Annotated in this window: 16 protein-coding genes; 8 read left to right on the top strand and 8 right to left on the bottom strand. The window is 63.7% G+C overall.

Features of this window, described 5'->3' with window-relative positions:
* The first annotated feature begins 160 nt into the window (after positions 1-160).
* Positions 161-982 (top strand): SDR family oxidoreductase, encoded by an 822-nt coding sequence (locus tag BBG20_RS16165; protein WP_065905062.1) that lies wholly within the window; start codon positions 161-163, stop codon positions 980-982.
* Positions 983-993: 11 nt separating this feature from the next.
* On the opposite strand, the gene BBG20_RS16160 is transcribed toward BBG20_RS16165, so the two are convergent.
* Both BBG20_RS16160 and BBG20_RS16155 read right to left on the bottom strand, forming a co-directional pair.
* On the bottom strand, positions 994-2,004 hold the full coding sequence (locus BBG20_RS16160; RefSeq protein WP_065905060.1) for an aldo/keto reductase: 1,011 nt from the start codon (positions 2,002-2,004) through the stop codon (positions 994-996).
* 106 nt (positions 2,005-2,110) lie between these two features.
* Positions 2,111-3,004, bottom strand: coding sequence for a LysR family transcriptional regulator (locus BBG20_RS16155; RefSeq protein WP_065905058.1), 894 nt, complete (start codon positions 3,002-3,004; stop codon positions 2,111-2,113).
* 163 nt (positions 3,005-3,167) lie between these two features.
* Here BBG20_RS16155 and BBG20_RS16150 point away from each other — a divergent pair, with 163 nt between their 5' ends.
* The 6 genes from BBG20_RS16150 to BBG20_RS16125 all read left to right on the top strand — a co-directional run bounded on the left by BBG20_RS16150 (position 3,168) and on the right by BBG20_RS16125 (position 11,716).
* Positions 3,168-3,947: a carboxymuconolactone decarboxylase family protein gene (locus tag BBG20_RS16150; protein ID WP_065905056.1), complete on the top strand. Its 780-nt coding sequence runs from the start codon at positions 3,168-3,170 to the stop codon at positions 3,945-3,947.
* A 197-nt stretch (positions 3,948-4,144) separates the two neighbouring features.
* On the top strand, positions 4,145-6,577 hold the full coding sequence (locus tag BBG20_RS16145; protein ID WP_065905054.1) for a TonB-dependent receptor plug domain-containing protein: 2,433 nt from the start codon (positions 4,145-4,147) through the stop codon (positions 6,575-6,577).
* A 62-nt stretch (positions 6,578-6,639) separates the two neighbouring features.
* On the top strand, positions 6,640-8,250 hold the full coding sequence (locus tag BBG20_RS16140) for an ABC transporter substrate-binding protein (protein WP_065905155.1): 1,611 nt from the start codon (positions 6,640-6,642) through the stop codon (positions 8,248-8,250).
* Positions 8,247-9,197 carry an ABC transporter permease gene (locus BBG20_RS16135; protein WP_065905052.1) on the top strand — a complete coding sequence of 317 codons (951 nt, stop codon included), beginning with the start codon at positions 8,247-8,249 and terminating at the stop codon, positions 9,195-9,197. The genes BBG20_RS16140 and BBG20_RS16135 overlap by 4 nt, the downstream gene beginning before the upstream one ends.
* 3 nt (positions 9,198-9,200) lie before the next feature.
* Positions 9,201-10,097, top strand: coding sequence for an ABC transporter permease (locus BBG20_RS16130; RefSeq protein ID WP_065905050.1), 897 nt, complete (start codon positions 9,201-9,203; stop codon positions 10,095-10,097).
* Positions 10,094-11,716, top strand: a complete 1,623-nt coding sequence (locus tag BBG20_RS16125) for a dipeptide ABC transporter ATP-binding protein (RefSeq protein ID WP_065905048.1) — start codon at positions 10,094-10,096, stop codon at positions 11,714-11,716. Before BBG20_RS16130 ends, BBG20_RS16125 begins: the two co-directional genes overlap by 4 nt.
* Here the strand turns inward: BBG20_RS16125 and BBG20_RS16120 are convergent, their stop codons facing one another.
* The 6 genes from BBG20_RS16120 to BBG20_RS16095 all read right to left on the bottom strand — a co-directional run bounded on the left by BBG20_RS16120 (position 11,717) and on the right by BBG20_RS16095 (position 19,365).
* Positions 11,717-12,934: a hypothetical protein gene (locus BBG20_RS16120; protein ID WP_065905046.1), complete on the bottom strand. Its 1,218-nt coding sequence runs from the start codon at positions 12,932-12,934 to the stop codon at positions 11,717-11,719.
* Positions 12,935-13,129: 195 nt separating this feature from the next.
* Positions 13,130-13,969, bottom strand: a complete 840-nt coding sequence (locus BBG20_RS16115; RefSeq protein ID WP_065905044.1) for a sugar phosphate isomerase/epimerase family protein — start codon at positions 13,967-13,969, stop codon at positions 13,130-13,132.
* 10 nt (positions 13,970-13,979) lie between these two features.
* Positions 13,980-14,681: a hypothetical protein gene (locus tag BBG20_RS16110; protein ID WP_065905042.1), complete on the bottom strand. Its 702-nt coding sequence runs from the start codon at positions 14,679-14,681 to the stop codon at positions 13,980-13,982.
* A gap of 72 nt (positions 14,682-14,753) precedes the next feature.
* The gene (locus BBG20_RS16105) at positions 14,754-16,568 is read right to left on the bottom strand and encodes a thiamine pyrophosphate-binding protein (RefSeq protein WP_065905040.1); all 1,815 of its coding nucleotides are present in this window, start codon (positions 16,566-16,568) and stop codon (positions 14,754-14,756) included.
* A complete protein-coding gene (locus BBG20_RS16100; RefSeq protein ID WP_065905038.1) occupies positions 16,561-18,144 on the bottom strand; it encodes a GMC family oxidoreductase in 1,584 nt (527 codons plus the stop codon). Before BBG20_RS16100 ends, BBG20_RS16105 begins: the two co-directional genes overlap by 8 nt.
* Positions 18,145-19,365 carry an MFS transporter gene (locus tag BBG20_RS16095; protein WP_226939993.1) on the bottom strand — a complete coding sequence of 407 codons (1,221 nt, stop codon included), beginning with the start codon at positions 19,363-19,365 and terminating at the stop codon, positions 18,145-18,147.
* Positions 19,366-19,798: 433 nt separating this feature from the next.
* Here BBG20_RS16095 and BBG20_RS16085 point away from each other — a divergent pair, with 433 nt between their 5' ends.
* On the top strand, positions 19,799-20,665 hold the full coding sequence (locus BBG20_RS16085; protein WP_065905153.1) for a helix-turn-helix transcriptional regulator: 867 nt from the start codon (positions 19,799-19,801) through the stop codon (positions 20,663-20,665).
* Positions 20,666-20,685: the final 20 nt, after the last annotated feature.

Here is a 20,685-nt window from a genome sequence, read left to right as displayed (position 1 = left end):
ATAATACGCATAAGCCCGCGCACCGGCGCACGGGCGGCGAAACGTCTTGATACCTATTGGCCGACTCATGAGATCAGCTCATGAGACCTCGCGGTTTTGCACGACTAATCATCAGGTGCTGCTGCCTCTAAAGTGGGCACCCCCGCTTTGAGGAAATCCCATGAACGAAGTCACCGTAGTCATAGGCGCCGGCTCGATCGGCCAGGCCATCGCGCGGCGCGTCAGTGCCGGCCAGCACGTCGTGCTTGCCGACCTGCGCCAGGACACCGCCGAGGCGGCAGCAAAAGTCTTGAGTGATGCCGGTTTCGAGGTGACCACCGCCCAGGTGGATGTCGCGTCGCGAGAGTCGGTCGTAGCGCTCGTCGCACTGGCTGCCGGCCTTGGCGAGATCACCAAGGTGATCCATGCCGCCGGTGTGTCACCGTCCCAGGCATCGCCGGCGACCATCCTGCGGGTCGACCTGTACGGCACGGCGCTGGTGCTGGAGCTGTTTGGCGAAGTGATTGCCAAGGGCGGTTCGGCCATCGTCATCGCCTCGCAGTCCGGGCACCGTCTGCCCGCGCTGAGTGCCGAGCAGAACAAGGCGTTGGCGCTGACCGCGACGGAAGCGTTGCTGGCCCTGCCGATGTTGCAGCCTGCGCAAGTGACCGACTCGCTGCACGCCTACCAGCTGTCCAAGCGTGGCAACGCGTTGCGCGTCGCAGCGCAGGCCGTGCGCTGGGGTAAGCGCGGTGCGCGTGTGAACACGATCAGCCCGGGCATTATCTTCACGCCGCTTGCCCGCGATGAGCTAAACGGCCCACGCGGGGATGGTTACCGTCGCATGATCGAATCCAGCGCCGCCAAGCGCGGCGGAACACCCGATGAAGTCGCGGCCGTCGCGGCCTTGTTGATGGGCCCGGAAGGCACCTTCATCACGGGCAGCGACTTCCTCATGGACGGCGGTGTCACCGCGCACTACTGGTACGGCGATGACCAGTGATACCGCGTGGTCTAGCTGACCTTGCGCCCTTCCACCGGGTAACCCGGATCAGTAAAACCATGGGTCGAGGCATGGCCGGGCACTACCAGGCTGTCGACCAGCGCTTCGTCCTCAGGCCCCAGTTCCAGGCCCAGCGCCTCCAGGTAGCTGTCCCACTGCGCTTCGGTGCGCGGGCCGGCGATCGCCGCGCTGATCAAGCGGTTCTTCAAGACCCAGGCAATTGCGAAGGCCACCGAAGTGGTACCACGCGCCGCCGCATGCTCGGCAATGGCCTTGGCGATCTTCAACGACTCGGGGCGCCATTCGGTCTGCTGGATCCGTTTGTCACCGCGCCCGGCGCGGGTGTCCGCCGGTGGCGGCGCGTCCACCGCGTATTTACCGCTGAGCACGCCACGGGCCAGCGGGCTGTAGGGCACGACGCCAATGCCGTAGTGGCCCGCCACCGGCAACTGCTCGACCTCGGCGACACGGTTGACGATGTTGTACAGCGGCTGGCTGACGGTCGGGCGCTGGATGCCCAGCGCGTCGGCGATGCGCACCATCTCGGCGATTTTCCAGCCGTGAAAATTCGACACCCCGTAATAGCGGATCTTGCCTTGGCGAATCAGGTCGTCGATGGCGCGCAGGCCCTCTTCCAGCGGCGCATCGCTCAAGGTGCGGTGGAAATACACGATGTCGATGTAGTCGCTGCCCAGGCGTTTTAGGCTGGCGTCGACCGCCTGCATGATCCACTTGCGCGACTGGCCCTGCTGGTTCGGGCCGGCCTCGGCCGACGCCGGATAACCGAACTTGGTTGCCACCACCCATTGGTCACGCTGGGCGGCAATGGCGCGGCCGACCACGGCTTCGGAGCGCCCGGCGTGATAGGCATCGGCGGTATCGATAAAGTTGACGCCAGCGGCGCCGGCTTTGTCGATGATGCGTTTGGCGCTGGCTTCATCGGCCTCGCCGCCGAACATCATGGCCCCCAGGCATAGGGGCGACACTTTCAAGGCACTGCGGCCCAGGTAACGGTAATTCATGGCTCACCCTCAACGGCGTTGGAAACGTAGACGGATCCTAGGCCAATGCGCATTGATGATTAAGGCGCTGAGGAAGGATACGGCCATGAGCCTGTCTCATGAGTGATCAAGTGCTGTAGCGCAGCGCCTCCACCACCAGGCTCAACGCCCGCGAAGATTGGCGTCGACTCGGGTAGTAGATGTGCAGGCCGGGAAAAGTCGGAAACCATTCTTCAAGCACCCAGCACAGGCGACCCGCCGCCACATGCTCTTTGGCCAGGTCTTCGGGCAGGTACGCCACGCCGCAGCCGTCCAGCGCCGCCGCCAGCATCGGGTAGGTGCCGTTGAACGTCAGTTGGCCCTGCACCCGCACCTGCACTTCGCGGTCGCCGTTGGCCAACTCCCATGCATAGCAGCCGCCGTGGGTCGGCAGGCGCAGGTTGATGCAGTTGTGCGCGGCCAGTTCGTCCGGGGTCTGCGGCGCCGGGTGGGCTTGCAGGTAGGCCGGCGACGCGACCATGGCCATGCGCAGGTCGGGGCCGATGCGCACGGCGATCATGTTCTGGGCCACCTGGTTGCCCAGGCGCACGCCAATGTCATAGCGCTCGGCGACGATATCGGTCAGGCCATAGTCGGTGATGATTTCGACCTTGATGTCGGGATAGCGCGGCATGAACGCTGACAGGCGCGGCCACAGCAGCGCATTCGCGGCGTAGTCGGTGGCCGAGATACGCACCGTGCCGCGCGGCGAATCGCGCAGTTCGAGGACTTCGGCCAGGTCCGACTCGATCTCGTCAAAGCGTGGCGCCAACTTGTTGTACAGCTGCTCGCCGGCCTCGGTCGGCGCCACGCTGCGGGTCGTTCGCGTCAGCAGGCGCACGCCCAGTCGGGCTTCGAGCGCCCGCACGGTATGACTCAGGGCTGATTGCGAAACGCCCAGCTGAGCGGCCGCACGGGTGAAGCTGCGTTCACGCGCGACCGCCACAAAAGCCAACAGGTCGCCGTAGCCTTCGCGTGCCATTGATGAACCTCATTCATAGGGTGATGACGGTGCAGCGTATCGCAGATCAATCCGACCGCGCGATGAATTGATGAGCCGGACTCATAAGCGCATGCCGGTTATGCGGCTTAATCAATGCAAGCCAGCTGCCTACCATGGGGCTCACCTGCTTAAGGAGCGCCCGATGAAACTGTTGACCGTCACCACCTGCGCCACCTTGCTCTACGCGGCTGTCGTAGATGCCGATCAAGCCCAGCCGCGTCCGGACCCAAAGCCCTCCTCTGCGGTGCTGGAAGTCACGCCGCAACTGTATGCCTACACCACCGAGCTGTTATTCGGTGAGGTGTGGAAACGTACCGAGCTGGCCCCGCGTGATCGCAGCCTGATCACCGTGTCGGCGCTGATCGCCAACGGACAGGTGTCGGCACTCGCGGACCACCTCAAGCTGGGCCTCGACAATGGCCTCACGCCCAGCGAGATCAGCGCGCTGATCACCCACCTGGCGTTCTATTCAGGCTGGCCGAACGCGATGTCCGCTGCCGCAGTCGCCAAGCAGGTGTTCATCGAACGAAACATCCCGGACGAGCAGATCTCGACACCGGCAGGCGCCGCGCTGACGCTGGACCCCGACAGTGAAGCCAAGCGCCGTGCCGCTGTCGACGCCGGTGTCGGCGGCGTGGCCCCGCAACTCGCGCGCTACACCAATGAAGTGTTGTTCGCGGACCTGTGGCGCCAAAACGCCCTCAGCGCCCGCGACCGCAGCCTGGTCACCGTCGCCGCGTTGATCGCCCAGGGCCAGGCGGCGCAACTGCCCTTCCACCTCAACCGCGCGCTGGACAACGGCCTGAGCAAGGCCCAGGCCGCCGAAGGGGTGACGCACCTGGCGTTCTACGTGGGCTGGCCGAAGGCGATGTCGGCGGTGCCGGTGCTCAAGGAGGTCTTCGCCGCCCGGGGGCAAGGTTGACGCACACGACATAATAAAAATAGATGATCTTATTAATTCATAAGATAACAATGTCTAATAATTAGCTTATTCCAAAAAAGACTTTCACTCAGGTTTTTTATAGGAATATCTTCGTATCACAGACCGACCCCATGCCTGGCGGAGGACGTACCCCGACCACCAGGAGCCTCCCGCAGGCTGAATGGATCCTTCTCGATATGCCAGATATTCAATTCCCTAAACCGCTGAAAAAACTCCATTGGTCATTGGTGACCAGCTCCCTGCTGCTGGCCACCGCGCCCTCCTTCGCCGACACCACCAAGGAGGATGCCAAGCTCGGCACCGTCACGGTGATCTCCACCGGCCTGCGCGGCCAGGAGCGCACCGTGGCCGACAGCCCGGCGCCGATTGATGTGATCAACAGCGACCAGTTGCTCAAGACCGGTCGCGCCGAGTTGTCCGAGGCCATCGCCAAGCTGCTGCCGTCGTTCAACTTCGGCACCAATATCGCCGGCTACAACTCGGTGACGCGCCCCCTGAGCAACCGCAGCCTCGGCCCGGCCTACACGCTGGTGCTGGTCAACGGCAAACGCCGGCACAACGGTGCCACCGGCCAGCGCGGCTCGATCGACAACAGCGGCGCGAATGCGGTGGACATCGACCTGATCCCGGTCAGCGCGGTGGACCATATCGAGGTCCTCAAAGACAGCGCTGCCGCGCAGTACGGCTCGGACGCGGTAGCTGGCGTGATCAATATCATCCTCAAGTCCACCAACAACGGTGGGCACCTGGAAACCAGTTACGGGCAGCTGTATTCGGGCCAGGGCGAAACTATCAAGGTCGCCGGCGACCAGGGCTTCAAGCTCGGTGATGGCGGGTTTTTCCACTTCTCGGCAGATGCGCGCAAACGCGGTGAAGCCTCATGGAACGACAAGGCCGACAACAGCGTGCGCGCATTTGCCGACCCGGCAAAAGAAGCGGCGTGGGATCGCGTGGCGATCAAGAACGGCGACCCCGATCTCAAGGCCTTCAACCTCGCCTACAACGCCGAGTTGCCACTCGAAGACCTGACCCTGTATTCGTTCTCCACCTACGGCGAGCGCGATGCCGAGGCTGCCAACTATTTCCGCCTGCCAACCGGCACGGCCGCCGTACCTGAGGTGTTCCCCGACGGTTATTTCCCACTCAACAACATCAAGGACCGTGACTACCAGCTGCTGTTCGGCGGCAAGGGCCAGGTGGCCGACTGGAACTGGGACCTGAGCACCACCTACGGGCGCAACAACGTCCACCATTCCAGCGACCTCAATATCAACCCGTCGCTGGGCACCGCCTCGCCGACCAAATTCGACAACCTTGCCACCTTCCGCTTCGAGCAATGGGTCAACAACCTCGACTTCACGCGCCGCTATGACAGCCTGTTCAACCTGACGTCGCCGGTGCAAGTCTCGGCCGGCCTGGAACACCGCTGGGAGCATTTCAGTACCTTTGCCGGCGACCGCGAAGCCTACATCACCGGGACTTACCCGGCGGCCTCTGGCGCGCAGGCGGCGGTGACGATCCGTCCTGAAGATGAAGTCAGCCTGATCCGCAACAACTACGCCGGCTACCTGGACCTGGGTTTTGACCTGACCGAGCGCTGGTTCCTCGACCTCGCCGGTCGGGTCGAACACTACGACGATGACTCGGGCAACACCTTCGGCCTGAAGGTCAACTCACGCTACGAACTGACCGACACCGTGGCGGTACGCGGCACGGTTGGCACCGGTTTCCGCGCGCCGTCGCTGACGCAGATCGGCTATACCGTGGCCGACAACCGCGTGGCGACCGATGTGAACGGCAACGTGGTGCCCGCCGTGACGCGCCTGACGCCGTCCGGCAGCAACCTGGCCAAGGCGCTGGGGGGCGATGATCTCAAGCCGGAAAAATCGCGCAACCTCGGCCTCGGCCTGACCTGGCAACCGGCGCCGCGCACCAGCATTACCGCCGACGCCTACCTGATCGACATCGATGACCGCATCGCACTGACTAGCAACATCTACGACCGTGGCAACGGCGCGATCAATGCGATCCTCGCCGCACAGGGTGTGCCCACCGGCACCTGGGTCAACTATTACACCAACGCGTTCGACACCCGCACGAAAGGCCTGGATGTGGTGGCTGACCACACCACACCGCTGGATGCCTGGGGCGACGTGCGCTGGAGCCTGGGCTTCAACTGGAACAAGACCACCATCGAAGGCACCCCGGACACGCCGGCGGCGCTGGCCAATTCCGGCGTGACCCTGGTCGGCCGTGATCGCCAGGGCGACCTCACCGATGCCACGCCCAAGACCAAGTGGATCCTGGGCGCCAACTGGAAGGTCGATGACCTCGCGGTCAACCTGCAAACCGCCCGCTATGGCGCGGTCAAGACCCTGGCAGTCAACCCCACCGGCGACCGCAGCTTCGGCGCCAAATGGATCACTGACCTCGACGTCAGCTACACCTTCGTCGACAGCATCACCGTCAGCATCGGCGGCACCAATATCTTCGACGTGCGCCCGGACAAGCATGCCGTCTACAGCAACCTGGGCCTGGCGCCCTACGGCAACCCGCCGTTCTACCCCGGCGGCGGCTACTGGTACACCAAGCTCGCCTACGACTTCTGATCCACACCTTGCATGCACACGCATCGCCACATGAGGGCAACCCATTGAATACCTCCAACTTGATGAGCCGTCTGCTGGCCCCGTGCGCCCTGGCGCTGAGCCTCGCCGCTTGCTCGCCCGGGAATGACACCCAGGCGGGCAAAACCCTGAACATCGCGTTCTTCGGCGATAACACCACCCTGGTCAGCGTCGATCCATTCCAGGTCTACTGGCTGGAACACCGCGTGCTGCTGCGCAATGTCGCCGAGTCCCTCACCGACCAGGATCCGGAAACCGGCAAGATCATCCCCTGGCTGGCCAAAAGCTGGGAGATCAGTGACGACGCGCTGACCTACACCTTCCACCTGCGCAATGACGTGACCTTCAGCAACGGCGAGCGCTTCGATGCCAAGGCGGTGAAAACCGCATTCGACAGCGACAAGGCGCTGGCCACCGAGCTGCCGGCCACCTTCGGCGCCACCTACCTCGCCGGGTTCGATCACGCCGAAGTGGTCGACGAGTTCACCGTCAAGCTGGTGCTCGCCAAGCCCAACGCAGGGTTCCTGCAAGCGACGTCCACCACTAACCTGGCGATCCTCGCGCCCGCCTCCTACGCGCTGACGGCCAAGGAGCGCTCCCTGGGCAAAATCATCGGCACCGGGCCGTTCGTGCTCGCCAGCTACACGCCGGAAGTCGGCGCGCACCTGACCAAGCGCAAGGGCTACGCGTGGCCGTCGGCCAATATGAAAAACCCCGGCGAGGCGCACCTGGAGAGCGTGGACATCAGCTACATCCCCGAAGAGAGCGTGCGCAACGGCCTGTTCCTGCAGGGCAAGGCCGACATCCTGTGGCCGCGCAATCCGTTCTCGGAAGTCGACCTGAAGCTGTTCCAGTCCAAGGGCGCGACCATCCAGAGCCGTTCGCTGCCGGGCCCGGCGCTGAACCTGTATCCCAATACCCGTGGCGAACGCATTCTGGCGGACCAGCATGTGCGCCTGGCCGTGCAGAAGTCCCTGGACCGCAAGAGCTACGCGAGCACGGTCTACAACGCCGAATTCCCGGTGGTCGACGGCATCTTCGATGTGACCACGCCCTACTTCAAAAGCCAGGGCAACAAGCTGGCCTACGACCCGCAAGGCGCCGAGCAACTGCTGGACCAGGCCGGCTGGGCCAAAGGCGCCGATGGCTACCGGCAGAAAAACGGCAAGCGCCTGACCCTGAGCTACAACATCAGCCCGGCCGAAACCGCCGGTGACGTGCTGATCCAGGATCAACTGCGCAAGGTCGGCATCGAGTTGAAACTCAGCGTGGTCACCCGCGCCGAATGGGTCGCCAACAACTCCGCAGGCAACTATGACCTGACGATCAACTACATGACCCGCGCCGACCCGATCATCCTGCAAACCATCCTCGACCCGCGCAGCGCCAACAGCTCGACCGTGGCCACCAACACCTATGAACCGGCAGTCCTGGAAAAGGCCAAGGGCCTGTTCGATGCCGGCATCACCGCGACCCAAGGCCCCCAGCGCGCCGCGGCCTACGGTGACCTGCAGGACTTGCTGATTGATCAAAGCTCGGCGTTCCCGGTGTATGAACGCGTGTGGCAAGCGGCGACCTCGGCCAAGGTGAAGAACTTCCGCTGGACCGCCGAGGGCTTTGCGCTGCTGGGTGATATCGAGGTCGGCACGCCATGAGCCGCTACCTGATCGGCCGCGTCGGCCAGGCCCTGCTGGTGCTGTGGGGGGCCTACAGCATCACCTATTTCATTTTGTACCTGCTGCCGGGTGACACTCTGTCGATCATGCTCAGTGCCTCGGGCATGGAAGCCGATTCGCTGTCGGTGGCGGACCTGGCCAAGGCGCGCGCCTACTACGGGCTCGACAAGGGCGTGTTCGAGCAATATTTCGACCTGCTGCTGGGCGCGCTGCGCGGCGATTTCGGCCAATCCCTTTCGCTTAACCGCCCGGTAGCCGAGTTGCTTGCCGAGCGCCTGCCGCAGACGCTGTCCCTGGCCGGCCTGGCGATTGTGCTGTCGCTGATCGGCGGGGTGGGCCTGGCCTACCTGACCGCCTACATCCGGTGGGCGCCGTTGAAAAAAGCCCTGGCGCGCCTGCCGTCCCTGGGTTTCTCGGTGCCGGTGTTCTGGATGGGCCTGCTGCTGATCCAGGTGTTCGCGTTCGGCCTGGGCTGGTTCCCCGCCACCGGCAGCCGGGGCGTTGAAAGCCTGGTGCTGCCGGCGATCACCCTGGCGATTCCGAGTGCGGCGGTGTACGCCCAGGTGCTGCAGCGCAGTTTCCAAGGGGTGTGGCAACAGTCGTACATCGTCACCGCCTACGCCAAGGGCCTCACCCGTGGCCAGGTGCAGGCACGGCACGGATTCAAGAACGCCGCGCTGCCGATCCTCACCCTGATCGGCCTGCAGGTGGGCAACACGGTGTCCGGTGCGGTGCTGGTGGAAACCATCTTCGCGCGCTCAGGCATCGGCCGCCTGGCCCAGGAAGCCGTGCTGCGCCAGGACATTCCGGTGGTGCTGGCGATTGTCGCCGTCTCGGCGGCGGCGTTTGTACTGGTCAACCTGTTGGTCGACCTGCTCTACCCCTGGCTTGACCCGCGAATCTCCCACACGCCAAAGGTGTCGTAGACCATGACCATCCTCGAGCAGAATCTTGGCCGCAAAACCCTCGCGGCCAGCCCCGTATGGCGTCGTCGCAGCCGCCTGCAGCGTGCACAAGCCAGCGTGTTGCCGTTGTTGCGCCGGCCGGGTTTCAGCCTGGCGGTGCTGATCGTGCTGTTCGCCCTGGTCGCGGCCGTCGCGCCGCACTGGCTGACCCACTTCGACCCTTACGCCACCGCGCCGGCGGTCAAGCTCAGCGCGCCGAACCCGACGCACTGGTTCGGCACCGATGAGCTGGGGCGTGACCTGTATACCCGCGTGGTCTACGGCTCCAGCCTGTCGGTGCTGGCGGCCTTCCTCGCGGTAGGGATCGCGTTGCTGGGCGGGCTGGGCCTGGGGATTGTCTCCGGCTTTGCCGGTGGTCGCATCGACGCAGTGATCATGCGCTTTGTCGACGTGCTGCTGGCCCTGCCGGGGCTGTTGCTGGCGTTGGCGATCGTCACCGCGATCGGCTTCGGCACGGTGCCGGTGGCCATCGCGGTGGGCGTGGGGATTATCCCCGGCTTCGCCCGTACGACCCGCGCCGAGGTGCTGCGGGTCAAGACCCTGCCCTACGTCGAAGCCGCACGCCTGGGCGGCGCCAGTTGGCGACGGACCTTGCTGCGGCACATCCTGCCCAACGCCTGGGGCCCGGTGGCAGTGTTGGCCACCCTGGATTTCGGCGCGGCCATCCTGGCCACCGCCGGCTTGAGCTTTCTCGGTTTCGGCGCCGCACCACCTGCGGCGGAATGGGGCACGCTGATCGCCAACGGCCGGCACTTCCTGATCACCGCACCGTGGGTCTCGCTGCTGCCCGGCCTGTTCCTGGTCGCGGTGGTGTTCAGCCTTAACCATATCGCCCGCACCTTCGAGGAGATCCAGCGATGAGCGCCCTTCCCCCGTTAGTCGATGTGCGCCAACTGAGTGTCAGCTACCGACACGGCCAGACGGCGGTCAATCGCCTGTCGCTGAGCCTCGCCCAGGGCGAGACACTGGCGATTGTCGGCGAGTCCGGCTCGGGCAAGACCACCCTGGCCAATGCAATCCTCGGCCTGTTGCCGGACAACGCGCAGATCAGCGCCGGCGAACTGTGGATCGACGGCACCGACCTCACCCACGCCAACGAGCGCCAGAAACGCCAGCTGCGCGGGCGTACCATCGGCCTGGTGCCCCAGGACCCGATGGTCAGCCTCAACCCGACCCTGCGCGTCGGCCAGCAGATCGGCGAAGCGCTGGTGTTGGCCAAGGGCAAGCGCTACCCCGGGATTGACGCCGACATCGTCGAGTTGCTGCAACAGGTCGGTATCGATAAGTCGGTGCTGCGCGCACGCCAGTATCCTCATGAGCTTTCCGGCGGCATGCGCCAGCGCGTGCTGATCGCCATCGCCCTGGCCGGCAACCCGCGGCTGATCATCGCCGACGAGCCGACCAGTGCCCTCGACGTCACCGTGCAGCGCAAAATCCTCGACCACTTGCAGCGCCTGGTCAGTGAGCGCGGGATTTCGCTGCTGATCATCACCCATGACCTGGGCGTGGCGCTTGACCGCGCCGACCGCATCCTGGTGATGCAACAAGGCGAAGTGGTCGAGCAAGGCCCACCCCGGCAGATCCTCGTCGCCCCCCAGCACGACTACACCCGCGCACTGATCGCCGCAGCGCCGGCGTTCGCCAGGCGCCGTGAGCCGCCTATCCATATTGATCCCACCCGGCAGCCGATCCTGCGCCTGCAAAACGTCGGCAAGACGTTCGTGCTGCCCAAGGTCAAGGGTGAAGACCCAGCGTTTGTAGCGCTGGAGGACCTGAGCCTGCAGGTCTACCCCGGACAAACCCTGGCCATCGTCGGTGAGTCGGGCTCAGGCAAGAGCACCGCGCTGCGCATCGCCCTGGGGCTGGAGAAGCCCAGCCGTGGCCGGGTCTGGTTCGAGCAAAAGGACGTGACCGACCTCAGCTGGCGCGATTTCCGCCCGCTGCGCCAGCGCCTGCAGCTGGTGCAACAAAACCCGTTCGCCGCGCTGGACCCGCGCTTCACCGTGTTCGACAGCATCGTCGAGCCGCTGGTGTCGTTCGGTCTGCTCAAGGGGCCCGCCCTGGAACAGGCGGCGCGCGAGTTGATCAGCCGTGTGCACCTGCCGGTCAGTTACCTGGACCGCCTGCCCCGCGAGCTATCCGGCGGCCAGTGCCAGCGGGTGGCCATTGCGCGGTCGCTGGCGCTGAAACCCGACCTGTTGCTGCTGGATGAGCCGGTCAGCGCGCTGGATGTGTCGGTGCAGGCACATATCCTCGACCTGCTCGAAGAGCTGCAACGGGAGATGGGCATTGCCTACGTGCTGGTGTCCCATGACCTGTCGGTGGTGGCCAACTTTGCCCATCAGGTGCTGGTGTTGCGCAATGGCCGGGTGATTGAACAAGGCTCGGTGGAGCAGATTTTCAACACGCCGGCCAGTGACTACACGCGTGAATTGATTGCCGCCATCCCAGGGCGGCAGGTCACGGCGACGGCGGCGTGATCAGCCGCCTGACCGCTCACGCAGCAAACTGACCCTGGGTGTGAGGTTGATCCGCACCCGCTGCCAGTCGACGAATTGAGCCGCCTTGCCGGCCCAGATCGACCTTGCCGTCGGCGGCGCATGCAGGCTCATCTGCGGCGGCATGCGATGGATCCGGCTGGCGCGGGTGAACCAGCAGAGTCTGGTGTAGCGCGGCAGTTCATGAAGTTTGGCCGCGTGCACAGCCACCGGGCAAATCAGCAACAGGTCGCCGAATGCAAACAGCTGGTACGCGTCCACCTGCACGCGTGCGTCGTCGCGCAGGTGTGTGTGCCATTGGAGTGAATCCAGATCGCCCAGTTTGACCTGGTCCTCCAGGATGAAACGGGCGGCATGGTTCTGGCGGATTTCCAACGTGCCCGCGACGATGTAAGTAATGCTCGACATCGGCCCGCGCGCGGACAGCAGGAACAGGACGAAGAACATCACCACCGATGCGGCCACTGTGGATACCCGGCGCAACAGGCTGCCCTTGACCACGAAAAACAACAGCGCCGGGATCAGGCTGAACACAAAGGAACCAATCGAGAACAGCGCGACAAACCTGACCGCCGCGGCATCGTCCTGGCCGACATAGCTGTCCAGGATCAACAGTGTCGGCAATGTCCCGGAGACCACGGTAAACAGCAGCATGATGGCAAGGGGCACGTACACCCACTTCCGATGACCTCGAGGCGCCCCTTGCGCGATCAGCACCCGCACCCGCCTGATCCGATTCAGGCCGAACAGCGCCAGCAAGGTCATGCCCGAAACAATCAGCAGGGCCTGCCCGGCGCCGACGTCTTCGTTCCAGTAAAACGCCAACGCCATGAAGGTGGAGAACCCGACCACCAACGGCACCAACAGGCACAACGCAATGCATCGGGTGCTGTCACGGCGGCTATAAAGCAATGAAACCGACATGCCATACAACCACGCCGACACCATCAGCACCGCCAACTGCAGGGTCATCATGAACATCACGACGAGCACCCACACCAGCAGGGCCGACTTGGCATCCAGCGTGGACATGAAAATATCCGCGCGGCCAATCGCCTTGGTGTAGATGTAAAGGCTGAGCATGCCGAAGCCCGTGCCCAGAAAAATCACCGTCACCGTAAACGGTGTCCAGTGCTCAAGCAGGTGCTTGAACCCTCTGCGAAAAAATACCTGGAACGTTGAAGCGGTCGCTGCGGACATCAGATCTCCTTGAAGTAAACCATCCCGGGGGGGCTGTTTTAATCCACAAAGCGCTGCACCGCAAACAGTCTCGACCTGGCCTCCTTGCCGTGGGCCGTCGGCAGCCGAAACCTTCAAGTCCCAAACACGCGCGGTTTTACCCGCGCCAACCGTTGATAGGCTGACGCAGCCAGCATGCCGATATTGCCGGTGGCCTCACCCGCCAGCCGTAACGGCTTGAGCGGCTGCCGGTCGGTAAGCGCGCCACTGGCGGGCACTCGCACGTATCTGCGCATCCAGCGCCTGGCAGTCGGACTCGCTGCCCGGCGGCTGCCCTGGAAGCAGATGCGGCAGTACCAGCTCGATGGACACATCGCCGCTGAAACCGTTGGCCACCAATGCCTGGTACTGGGCGGCGAAGTCGATGTGTCCGGTGCCGATAGCGCCTCGTCCGGAATCCGATATGTGATAGATCGCGGTGAGGGGCGCGCAGTCACGCAGCGTCTGCACCGGATCGGGCTCATTGATGTTCATGTGGAAGCTGTCCAGCACCATGCGCAGGTTGTCACTGCCGACCGCGCGGATCAGCTCCCGGCATTGCTGCGCCGTATTGATCAACGGCAATTCAAAATGGTTGCACGGCTCGTACAAGGTGGGCACGCCGCGGCGTTGGGCATAGGCGTCGATCACTTTGCAGCACGCCAGCAGTTGCGCGTACGCCGAGGCAGCATCCGGGCAATTACGTGTCCACAGCGACAGGCCTTGCAAGGTCACGGGCACGTTGCCCAGCTCGGCTGCGAAATCGATGACCTTCCGGTAGTAATCCACGGCCAGGTCCTGCGTGGCGTCGGCGCGGTGCTGCGGCCCGGCATTGATCGGGTCGACCGCGAGAATCGTGATGCCCGCCCGGCGTGCCTGCTCACGCAGGTCTACCGGGCAGGCGTCGCGGTGATCACCTGAGTACTGGATGCCGTCCAGCCCCAGCGCGAGCGCCTTGGCCAGCAACGCTTGCGGCTCGCTGAGCCCGAGTGTCCAGGTCACTACAGCCAGTTTCATAGACATCCCCTCAGCCTTTTGGATGAAACTCGATTGCCAGCCAGATCGCATCCGAATCCGACCAGTAGCGATGCCACGGATAGGTAGGACTGCCCTCGCTATCCACAAGGGTGAAGGGGTCGTGCGTGTAGCCCGGTGCCATGCTGATCTGCCGGTACAGCGTGCTTGCGTCGCGCTCGCGGAATAACTGGATGCGCCCTGCCCCGTGGATCTGGGTATGAATTTCCACAAACGGGTGTTCATTGTGCAAGTAACAGTCGGTGTTGGTCGGCGCCCACCACAGGTTGAGGCGAATCGTGTACTCGCGTGCATCCACCACCGCCTCGCGCTGGTTGGCGAAGGCAAACGGGTCCAGGCGCACGGCACCAATCTCGTCGTAGCGCGAGATGTACAACGGCGTGGTGCGCGGAAACTTGGCAAAGCGATTGCCAAACCAGTCCCACTCCCCCAGCACGATGCCGCCCAGGTCGACCTCGCTGCGCACGCGGAACACCGCCATGCGTGCGGCCTCGGCGACCACGGCGTTGAACAGCATGGTGGATTTCCACGCAGGCACCACACTCGATACCGGGCCGCCGATGCTCATGGGGCGGTGATCGAGGTTGACCACCACGCCCGCCTCGACGGTAAAGTCTTTTACGTTCTCGACCAGGTAACACTCGACGAACTGGTCACTGAATTGCAGCGCTCGCTGTTGATTGAATGGTGTCACTTCGCAGGCCCTATCGGTTCTGGAATAAAGCCCCGCGCTCGTCCATGAGCGCAGGGAGTTGGCATCAGCGCATCAGAAACCGCGGTTCTTCACATACTCGTCGCGGTACTCGCCCAGGTAGTCGGGCACGGTGATGTCCCACCAGCCGGTGGGGTGCATGTTGCTCCAGGGGCGCTCGATCGAGCAGATCGCCTCGATCACGTAGGGCTGATTGGACGCGAGTGCGCGGTCCACTGCGGCGCCGATCTGCAGCGGGTCGGTCACCCGCTCGGCGGCGGCGCCCAGCGACTTGGCGAAATCGGCAATGTTGGCCGACCAGGACGCGCCGTCCGGGGTGCGGAAGTCGGTGATGATTTCGCGGTCCTCGCCGAACATGTTCAGTTGCAGGTTGCGGATCGCACCCCAGCCACCGTTGTTGATGATCAGGAAAATCGCCGGAACGCCCATCATCACCGCCGTTGCCAGCTCCTGGCCGGTCTGCAGGAACGCGCCGTCCCCGCAAATGGCAACCACCGGCTGATTCGGCGCGCCCATCTTCGCGCCAATGGCGGCTGGCAGCGCAAACCCGATTCCGGAGAAACCACCCGGCGTGATGTGCTGCTTGGGACCATACACCGGAAACTCGTTGAACACCTGGTTCTGCGGGTTGCTGGAGTCGGTCACGACAATGGTGTTGCGCGGCAGGATCTTGCGCGCTTCGAACAGCACCTGGGACACCGTCATCGGCGACTGATTGCAGGTACGCAGCGGCGCCAGGTGTTCCTCCCACTTGGCCTTCAGGTGCTGCAGGCGCTGGAACATCGGCGAGGTGCTGTAGTCACGCGCCGACCCGCTGTCACGCAATGCGGCCAGCAGCGCCTGCAGGATCGGCCCGGCGTCGCCGACGATGCCTACTTCCACCGGGTAGTTCTTGCCCAGCTCGAAGCCATCGATATCGATCTGGATCAGTTGGGTCTTGTTCGGAATATCGAAGGTCACGCCGGGCCGGTAGGAGGACGTGATTCGATCACTGAAGCGGCAACCGACGGCGAGGATCACATCGGCCTCGCGGGTCATCGCATTGCCGGGGATCGAGCCGAGGTCGCCGCACGGCCAGGCATACAGCGGATGGTCCTCGGGAATCGAGCCTTTGCCCATGAACGAGGTGGTCACCGCGGCGCCCAGGTGTTCGGCGATGGCGACCAGGTCGTCACTGGCGTTCGCGGCGATCACGCCGCCACCTGCCATGATCACCGGACGTTCCGCCGACATCAGCAGGTACACGGCACGCGCGATGTCGGCCGGGTCACCGTGCAGGCGGCCGTGGCCACGGTGCGTCTGCGGCGCTGGCAACTCGATTTCCGCACATTCGGCCTGCAAGTCCTGCGGCAGGTTGATCAAGGTAGGACCACGGCGCCCTTCGAGCATCACGTTGAATGCTTGGGTCATGACCCCGGGCAACTGCGCCACCGTGCCCGGTTGCCACCAGCGCTTCACCACGGGTTCCGCCATGCGCGGGAAGTTATCGCCGTGGGGACGGTCGAGTTCCTGCAGCACGCCTTTGCCCAGCATGTAGGTGTGCACACCGCCGCTGATCACCAGTTGCGGCAGCGAGTCGGCGAACGCGGTGGCGATCCCCGTCAGGGTATTGGTCGCCCCCGGCCCGATGGAGGCGCAGACGGCCGCGATTTGCCCGCTGGAGCGGTAGAAGCCGTCAGCCATGTGTGACGCACCTTGCTCGTGCATGGCCGGCACCAGGGTGATCTCATCCTTGCGGTCGACAAAGGCGTCCAGCAGCGCGGTATTGCCATGCCCCGGGATCCCGAAGACATAGGGCACTTTCTCGCGGATAAGGTACTCGACCACGATTTGCCCACCGGTCATTTTTTTTGTTTTCGTATCAGTCATGCTGCGCTCCTGCTATGGCGTAAAGAGAGAGTGTCGCGGCCTGTTGTTCATCAGGCCGCCGGATAGAGGTGATGCCGAATTCCGTTGCGAGAATATGTTCCGCAGCCCGCAGCGCCTGGGCGGCGATGGTCAAGGCCGGGTTGACCGCGGCGGACGACGGCATGAATGACGCATCGATCACGAACAGGTTCGCGTGGTCATGGCTGCGGCAATAGATGTCCAGGGCCGAGGTCGTCGGGTCGCGACCAAATCGCACGGTGCCGCACTGGTGAGAGGTGGAGTGCTTGAGCAACGGCTTGGTCAATACGATCGGGTAACCGCTGGCACGCAGCAGCGCCACCATCTTCTTGATGAACCGACGGTGGGGGCGCAGGTTGTTGCGGCGGATCGCCATCTGGATCTGGCCGTCCTTGATCAGGATGCGACTGTCGGGGTCCGGCAGGTCTTCGGAGAAGGCAATCCAGTCCATGCTGTGCTTGGCCATGGTGGCGCCGACCACTTTGGGCATGAACGGCACATTGGCCGAGAGCATCCCGCCCTGGAGTTTGCCGAGCATCTGCGCATGGCCCAGTGGGAAGGGATAATCCGGCGCGCCGAAGTAGAACTCGTTCATCGACACGGTTTTCTGGAACACCGTGTCGTTGGGGCGCGGTGACAACCCCATCAATGCGGTCTGGTTGTGTGCCATGTAGTAACGGCCAACCACGTCCGAGCTGTTCGCGACGCCATTCGGCGCGGCTTCGCACGCCGACCGCAGCAGCAAGGCCGCACTGTTGACGGCGCCACAGGAGACCACGATGACCCGGGCGGTCAGTACTTCAGTCTGGCCGTCACTTTCCACCACGACCCCGGTCACCTGCTTGCCGTCCTGGCTGAGCAGCAACCGCTTGACCAAGGTGTTGGTGCGCAGGGTCACATTGCCCGATGCCAGCGCAGGCTGCACCAGTGCGGTCTCTGCCTCCATTTTTGCCGAAATCCGGCAAGGAAAGCCGTCGCAGGTCTTGCATAGGGTGCAGTGGCCGTCAGCCGAATAATCGACCGCCAGCGGCATCGCCGAGGTGCGCGCTCCCGCCGCCCGCATGCCCTTGCACATGTGCTCGACGATAGGCGCCGACGCCACCGCAGGGTACGGATACGGCTTGCTGCGCCACGGCGCCGACGGATCGTCGCGGTCGTCACCGTGCACTTTGAAAATCTGCTCGGCCTGGGTGTAATACGGTTCGAACTCGGCGTAACTGACCGGCCACGCCGGCGACACGCCCTCCTCGTGCTGCAGCACCTCGAAATCCCGCTCGCGGTAGCGGATCATCGAGCCGCCATAGAACTTGGTACAGCCGCCGACGTTGTAGTAGATGCTCGGGCGAAACGGCTTGCCTTGGGCATCCAGCCAGGTGTCGTGGGCGGTGTATTTCTTGTCGAAGAACACCGAGGCCACACGCCAGTTGTCCGCTTCCTTCGGCACCCAGTCGCCACGCTCGAGCATCAGCACGTTCACCCCGTGTTCGGCCAGGCGGCGGGCGGTCATGGCGCCGCCGACACCGCTGCCGATCACGATGACTTCAGGAGTGGCTTGCATTTAAATCTTCGCCTCGCTGTTGTTGGCGGCTGCGGATGCAGCCGGATGGCCCACCGAGGCGCCGGGTTTGACCCGCATCAACAGCGGGCCGAAGATCGCGATCAGGCTCATGAGCACCAGCGGCATGTAGAACAGCGCGCCGATGCCGTAGGTGCTCACCAGGTACGAATAGACCGCCGGGCCACCGAGCATGCCGCCAAACCCGATGCCGTTGACGATGCCGACGTTGCGGCCCGAATTGGCCGGGTCCTTGCGCCCCGCCGCCGACAGCATGAGCGGCGCGATACAGGCGAGCCCGAGCCCCAGCAGGGCAAAGCCGGCCATGCCCATCACCCGGGCGTGGCTCAGGGTTGCCAGGAAGATGCCGACAATCGAGATGGCGCCGCAGCAGAACACCATCGCCGCCGCACCGATACGCTCGGCCAGCCAGTCACCGGTCATGCGCGCGATAAACCCGGCGCCGGTAAAGAAGCTGATGGCCAGGCCGGCGGTCGAGATGGTCATGCCGGTCTCGCGCACCAGAAACTCCTGGCCCCAGTCGCTGACCGAGCTTTCACTGATCATCCCGGCAATCAGCAGCGCGCCGAAAGCCACCATCAGCATCAGCACTTTCCAGTTACGCGCGGTGGGCGCGGCGGCGCTGTGGGGCGGTTTGTGGTTGACCGGCAGCAGCTCGTCCTTGCCGAGCATGAACTGGCTGGTCAGCAGGCTCAGCAGCGCCAGCGAAACGCCGGCCACCGTGAAGGGAATAATCGCGCTGTCGGAAGAAAAGCCGGCGAGGTAGCTGGCCAGGATTCCAAACAGAAAGCCGCCCAACGAAAAATACGCATGAAACGCCGACATGATGGAGCGTTGATAGAACCGTTCGACCTGCACACCGTGCGCATTCAGGGCCGTATCGACCGACCCGCGCAAGGCGCCCAACAGGCATCCGAACATCAGCGCGAAGGTGTATTGCGAGGCGAACCCCAGGGCGATGAGCGAGAGTGGATAGGCCAGCAAGGTGGTGCGGATCACGGTCCGTGGGCCGAAACGGTCGACGAAATACCCGACGATGAATGCACCGAAGGTGCCGCCGATGGCAATCCCCAGGGCGACCATGCCGAAGTTCAGGTCGCCGAGGCTTCCCTCCATGCCTAAATGGTTTCGAAACGCGCTCACCCCGACCGACCAGGTGTAAAACAGCGCCCCCATGATCATGAAGCCCGCGAACGTGGCCATTCGCGCTTTCTTGATTCTGGGCGTAACCAGGGAGTTGTCGCGTTTGCTCGATAACATGGATCACCTGTCGAGGGGCTGAGGCCCCTTCGTTATTGGAATTAATGGCCGCTGGCCATCAGTATTTAGACAGTGATGTTGCAAGGTGCCCCACGTGGAAGGTCGCTCTTGATGGCTGACATGCACGCGCTCATGGACTGCCGGCGAGCAGGCCACGTGGACGTTTCGAGTATCGAGAGATCGTGCGCGCGGCTCAATTTCGCAGATGGCTGTGGTGTGACGCAGACCGACGCACATGTGCAGCAGCGACAGTCCGGCAAGTGCGTGCTGGACGCTCGGTTGCAGACTATCTAGCATGCTCGGCATGCAGCTCACGCCTGATCCGCTGCCCGAAAAAAAAACTAAAAAAGCCGCTTGCGAGGAGATCCACGCCCCCATGTCAGTTGTAATCGCCCCCTCCCATGGAGAGCGCCATCAAGTGCGCAATGACCTGCAAGGCAACGTGCAGAGAAACCTCGCCACGCTGGTGGAGTCGTGCCGGTCAGTCGCTGACATGTGCCGCAAGATCGATGTGAACCGCCAGCAGTTCAACAAGTACCTGGCCGGCCAGCATGTGCCGTCGCAGAAGATCCTGCAGAAAATCGCGCGGTATTTCATGATGGAAGCCGAGGACCTGTTTCGTCCCCCGGCCGACTTCAAGCAGTTCTACGAAGGGTTTGAAAACGAGCTGCCGATCGGGCTGCGTGCCTCCGCGCAGTTCAATCATTTCCTGCCACTGGCCAAGGCTTCGGCGCACGCGCTGGACGACTACCTGGGCGTGTATTACCGCTACCACAACTCGTCGATCTATAAAGGCCGGATCCTGCGCTCGGTGACGTGCCTCTACCGCGCGGACACGATGGTGCAGTACGTGACCGTCGAGCGCTTCCCATTGCAGGATGGCAGCGGCAAGACCGGCTACTCGTTCACCTATCACGGTTTCTGCCTGTTGCTGGGCGACCGGTTGTTCATGGTGGATTTCGAGGGCAAGCAGCGCAACGAAATCACTTTCTCGATCCTCACGCCGCAGCACCGGCGGCCCATACGCTTTCTGCATGGGCTGGTCACCGGGGTGGCGTCATCGTCCTATCGCCAGCCCTTCTCCACCCGGCTGACGTTGAACTATGTGGAAAAAGGCCTGATTCGCAAACGGCACCTGCGCGCGGCAACAGTGCTGCTGCCCGCCGACCTGTCACTGCCGGTGGAGGTGCGCGAGTACATGACGGGAGACAATGCGGCGATTGTCTGGGGTGGGCAGGACTAGAAGCAACGCCGCCCTGCTGC

It is taken from the genome of Pseudomonas aylmerensis (genome assembly GCF_001702265.1).
Lineage (GTDB): Bacteria > Pseudomonadota > Gammaproteobacteria > Pseudomonadales > Pseudomonadaceae > Aquipseudomonas > Aquipseudomonas aylmerensis.
This window is presented reverse-complemented; position numbering and strand designations above follow the sequence as displayed.

Bases quoted from the DNA above. Each gene is read 5' to 3' on its own strand.
- BBG20_RS16105 (WP_065905040.1), bottom strand. From the start codon at position 16,568: ATGACTGATACGAAAACAAAAAAAATGACCGGTGGGCAAATCGTGGTC.
- BBG20_RS16145 (WP_065905054.1), top strand. From the start codon at position 4,145: ATGCCAGATATTCAATTCCCTAAACCGCTGAAAAAACTCCATTGGTCA.
- BBG20_RS16165 (WP_065905062.1), top strand. From the start codon at position 161: ATGAACGAAGTCACCGTAGTCATAGGCGCCGGCTCGATCGGCCAGGCC.
- BBG20_RS16135 (WP_065905052.1), top strand. From the start codon at position 8,247: ATGAGCCGCTACCTGATCGGCCGCGTCGGCCAGGCCCTGCTGGTGCTG.
- BBG20_RS16115 (WP_065905044.1), bottom strand. From the start codon at position 13,969: ATGAAACTGGCTGTAGTGACCTGGACACTCGGGCTCAGCGAGCCGCAA.
- BBG20_RS16120 (WP_065905046.1), bottom strand. From the start codon at position 12,934: ATGTCCGCAGCGACCGCTTCAACGTTCCAGGTATTTTTTCGCAGAGGG.
- BBG20_RS16160 (WP_065905060.1), bottom strand. From the start codon at position 2,004: ATGAATTACCGTTACCTGGGCCGCAGTGCCTTGAAAGTGTCGCCCCTA.
- BBG20_RS16100 (WP_065905038.1), bottom strand. From the start codon at position 18,144: ATGCAAGCCACTCCTGAAGTCATCGTGATCGGCAGCGGTGTCGGCGGC.
- BBG20_RS16155 (WP_065905058.1), bottom strand. From the start codon at position 3,004: ATGGCACGCGAAGGCTACGGCGACCTGTTGGCTTTTGTGGCGGTCGCG.
- BBG20_RS16130 (WP_065905050.1), top strand. From the start codon at position 9,201: ATGACCATCCTCGAGCAGAATCTTGGCCGCAAAACCCTCGCGGCCAGC.
- BBG20_RS16125 (WP_065905048.1), top strand. From the start codon at position 10,094: ATGAGCGCCCTTCCCCCGTTAGTCGATGTGCGCCAACTGAGTGTCAGC.
- BBG20_RS16095 (WP_226939993.1), bottom strand. From the start codon at position 19,365: ATGGCCACGTTCGCGGGCTTCATGATCATGGGGGCGCTGTTTTACACC.
- BBG20_RS16085 (WP_065905153.1), top strand. From the start codon at position 19,799: ATGTCAGTTGTAATCGCCCCCTCCCATGGAGAGCGCCATCAAGTGCGC.
- BBG20_RS16150 (WP_065905056.1), top strand. From the start codon at position 3,168: ATGAAACTGTTGACCGTCACCACCTGCGCCACCTTGCTCTACGCGGCT.
- BBG20_RS16140 (WP_065905155.1), top strand. From the start codon at position 6,640: ATGAGCCGTCTGCTGGCCCCGTGCGCCCTGGCGCTGAGCCTCGCCGCT.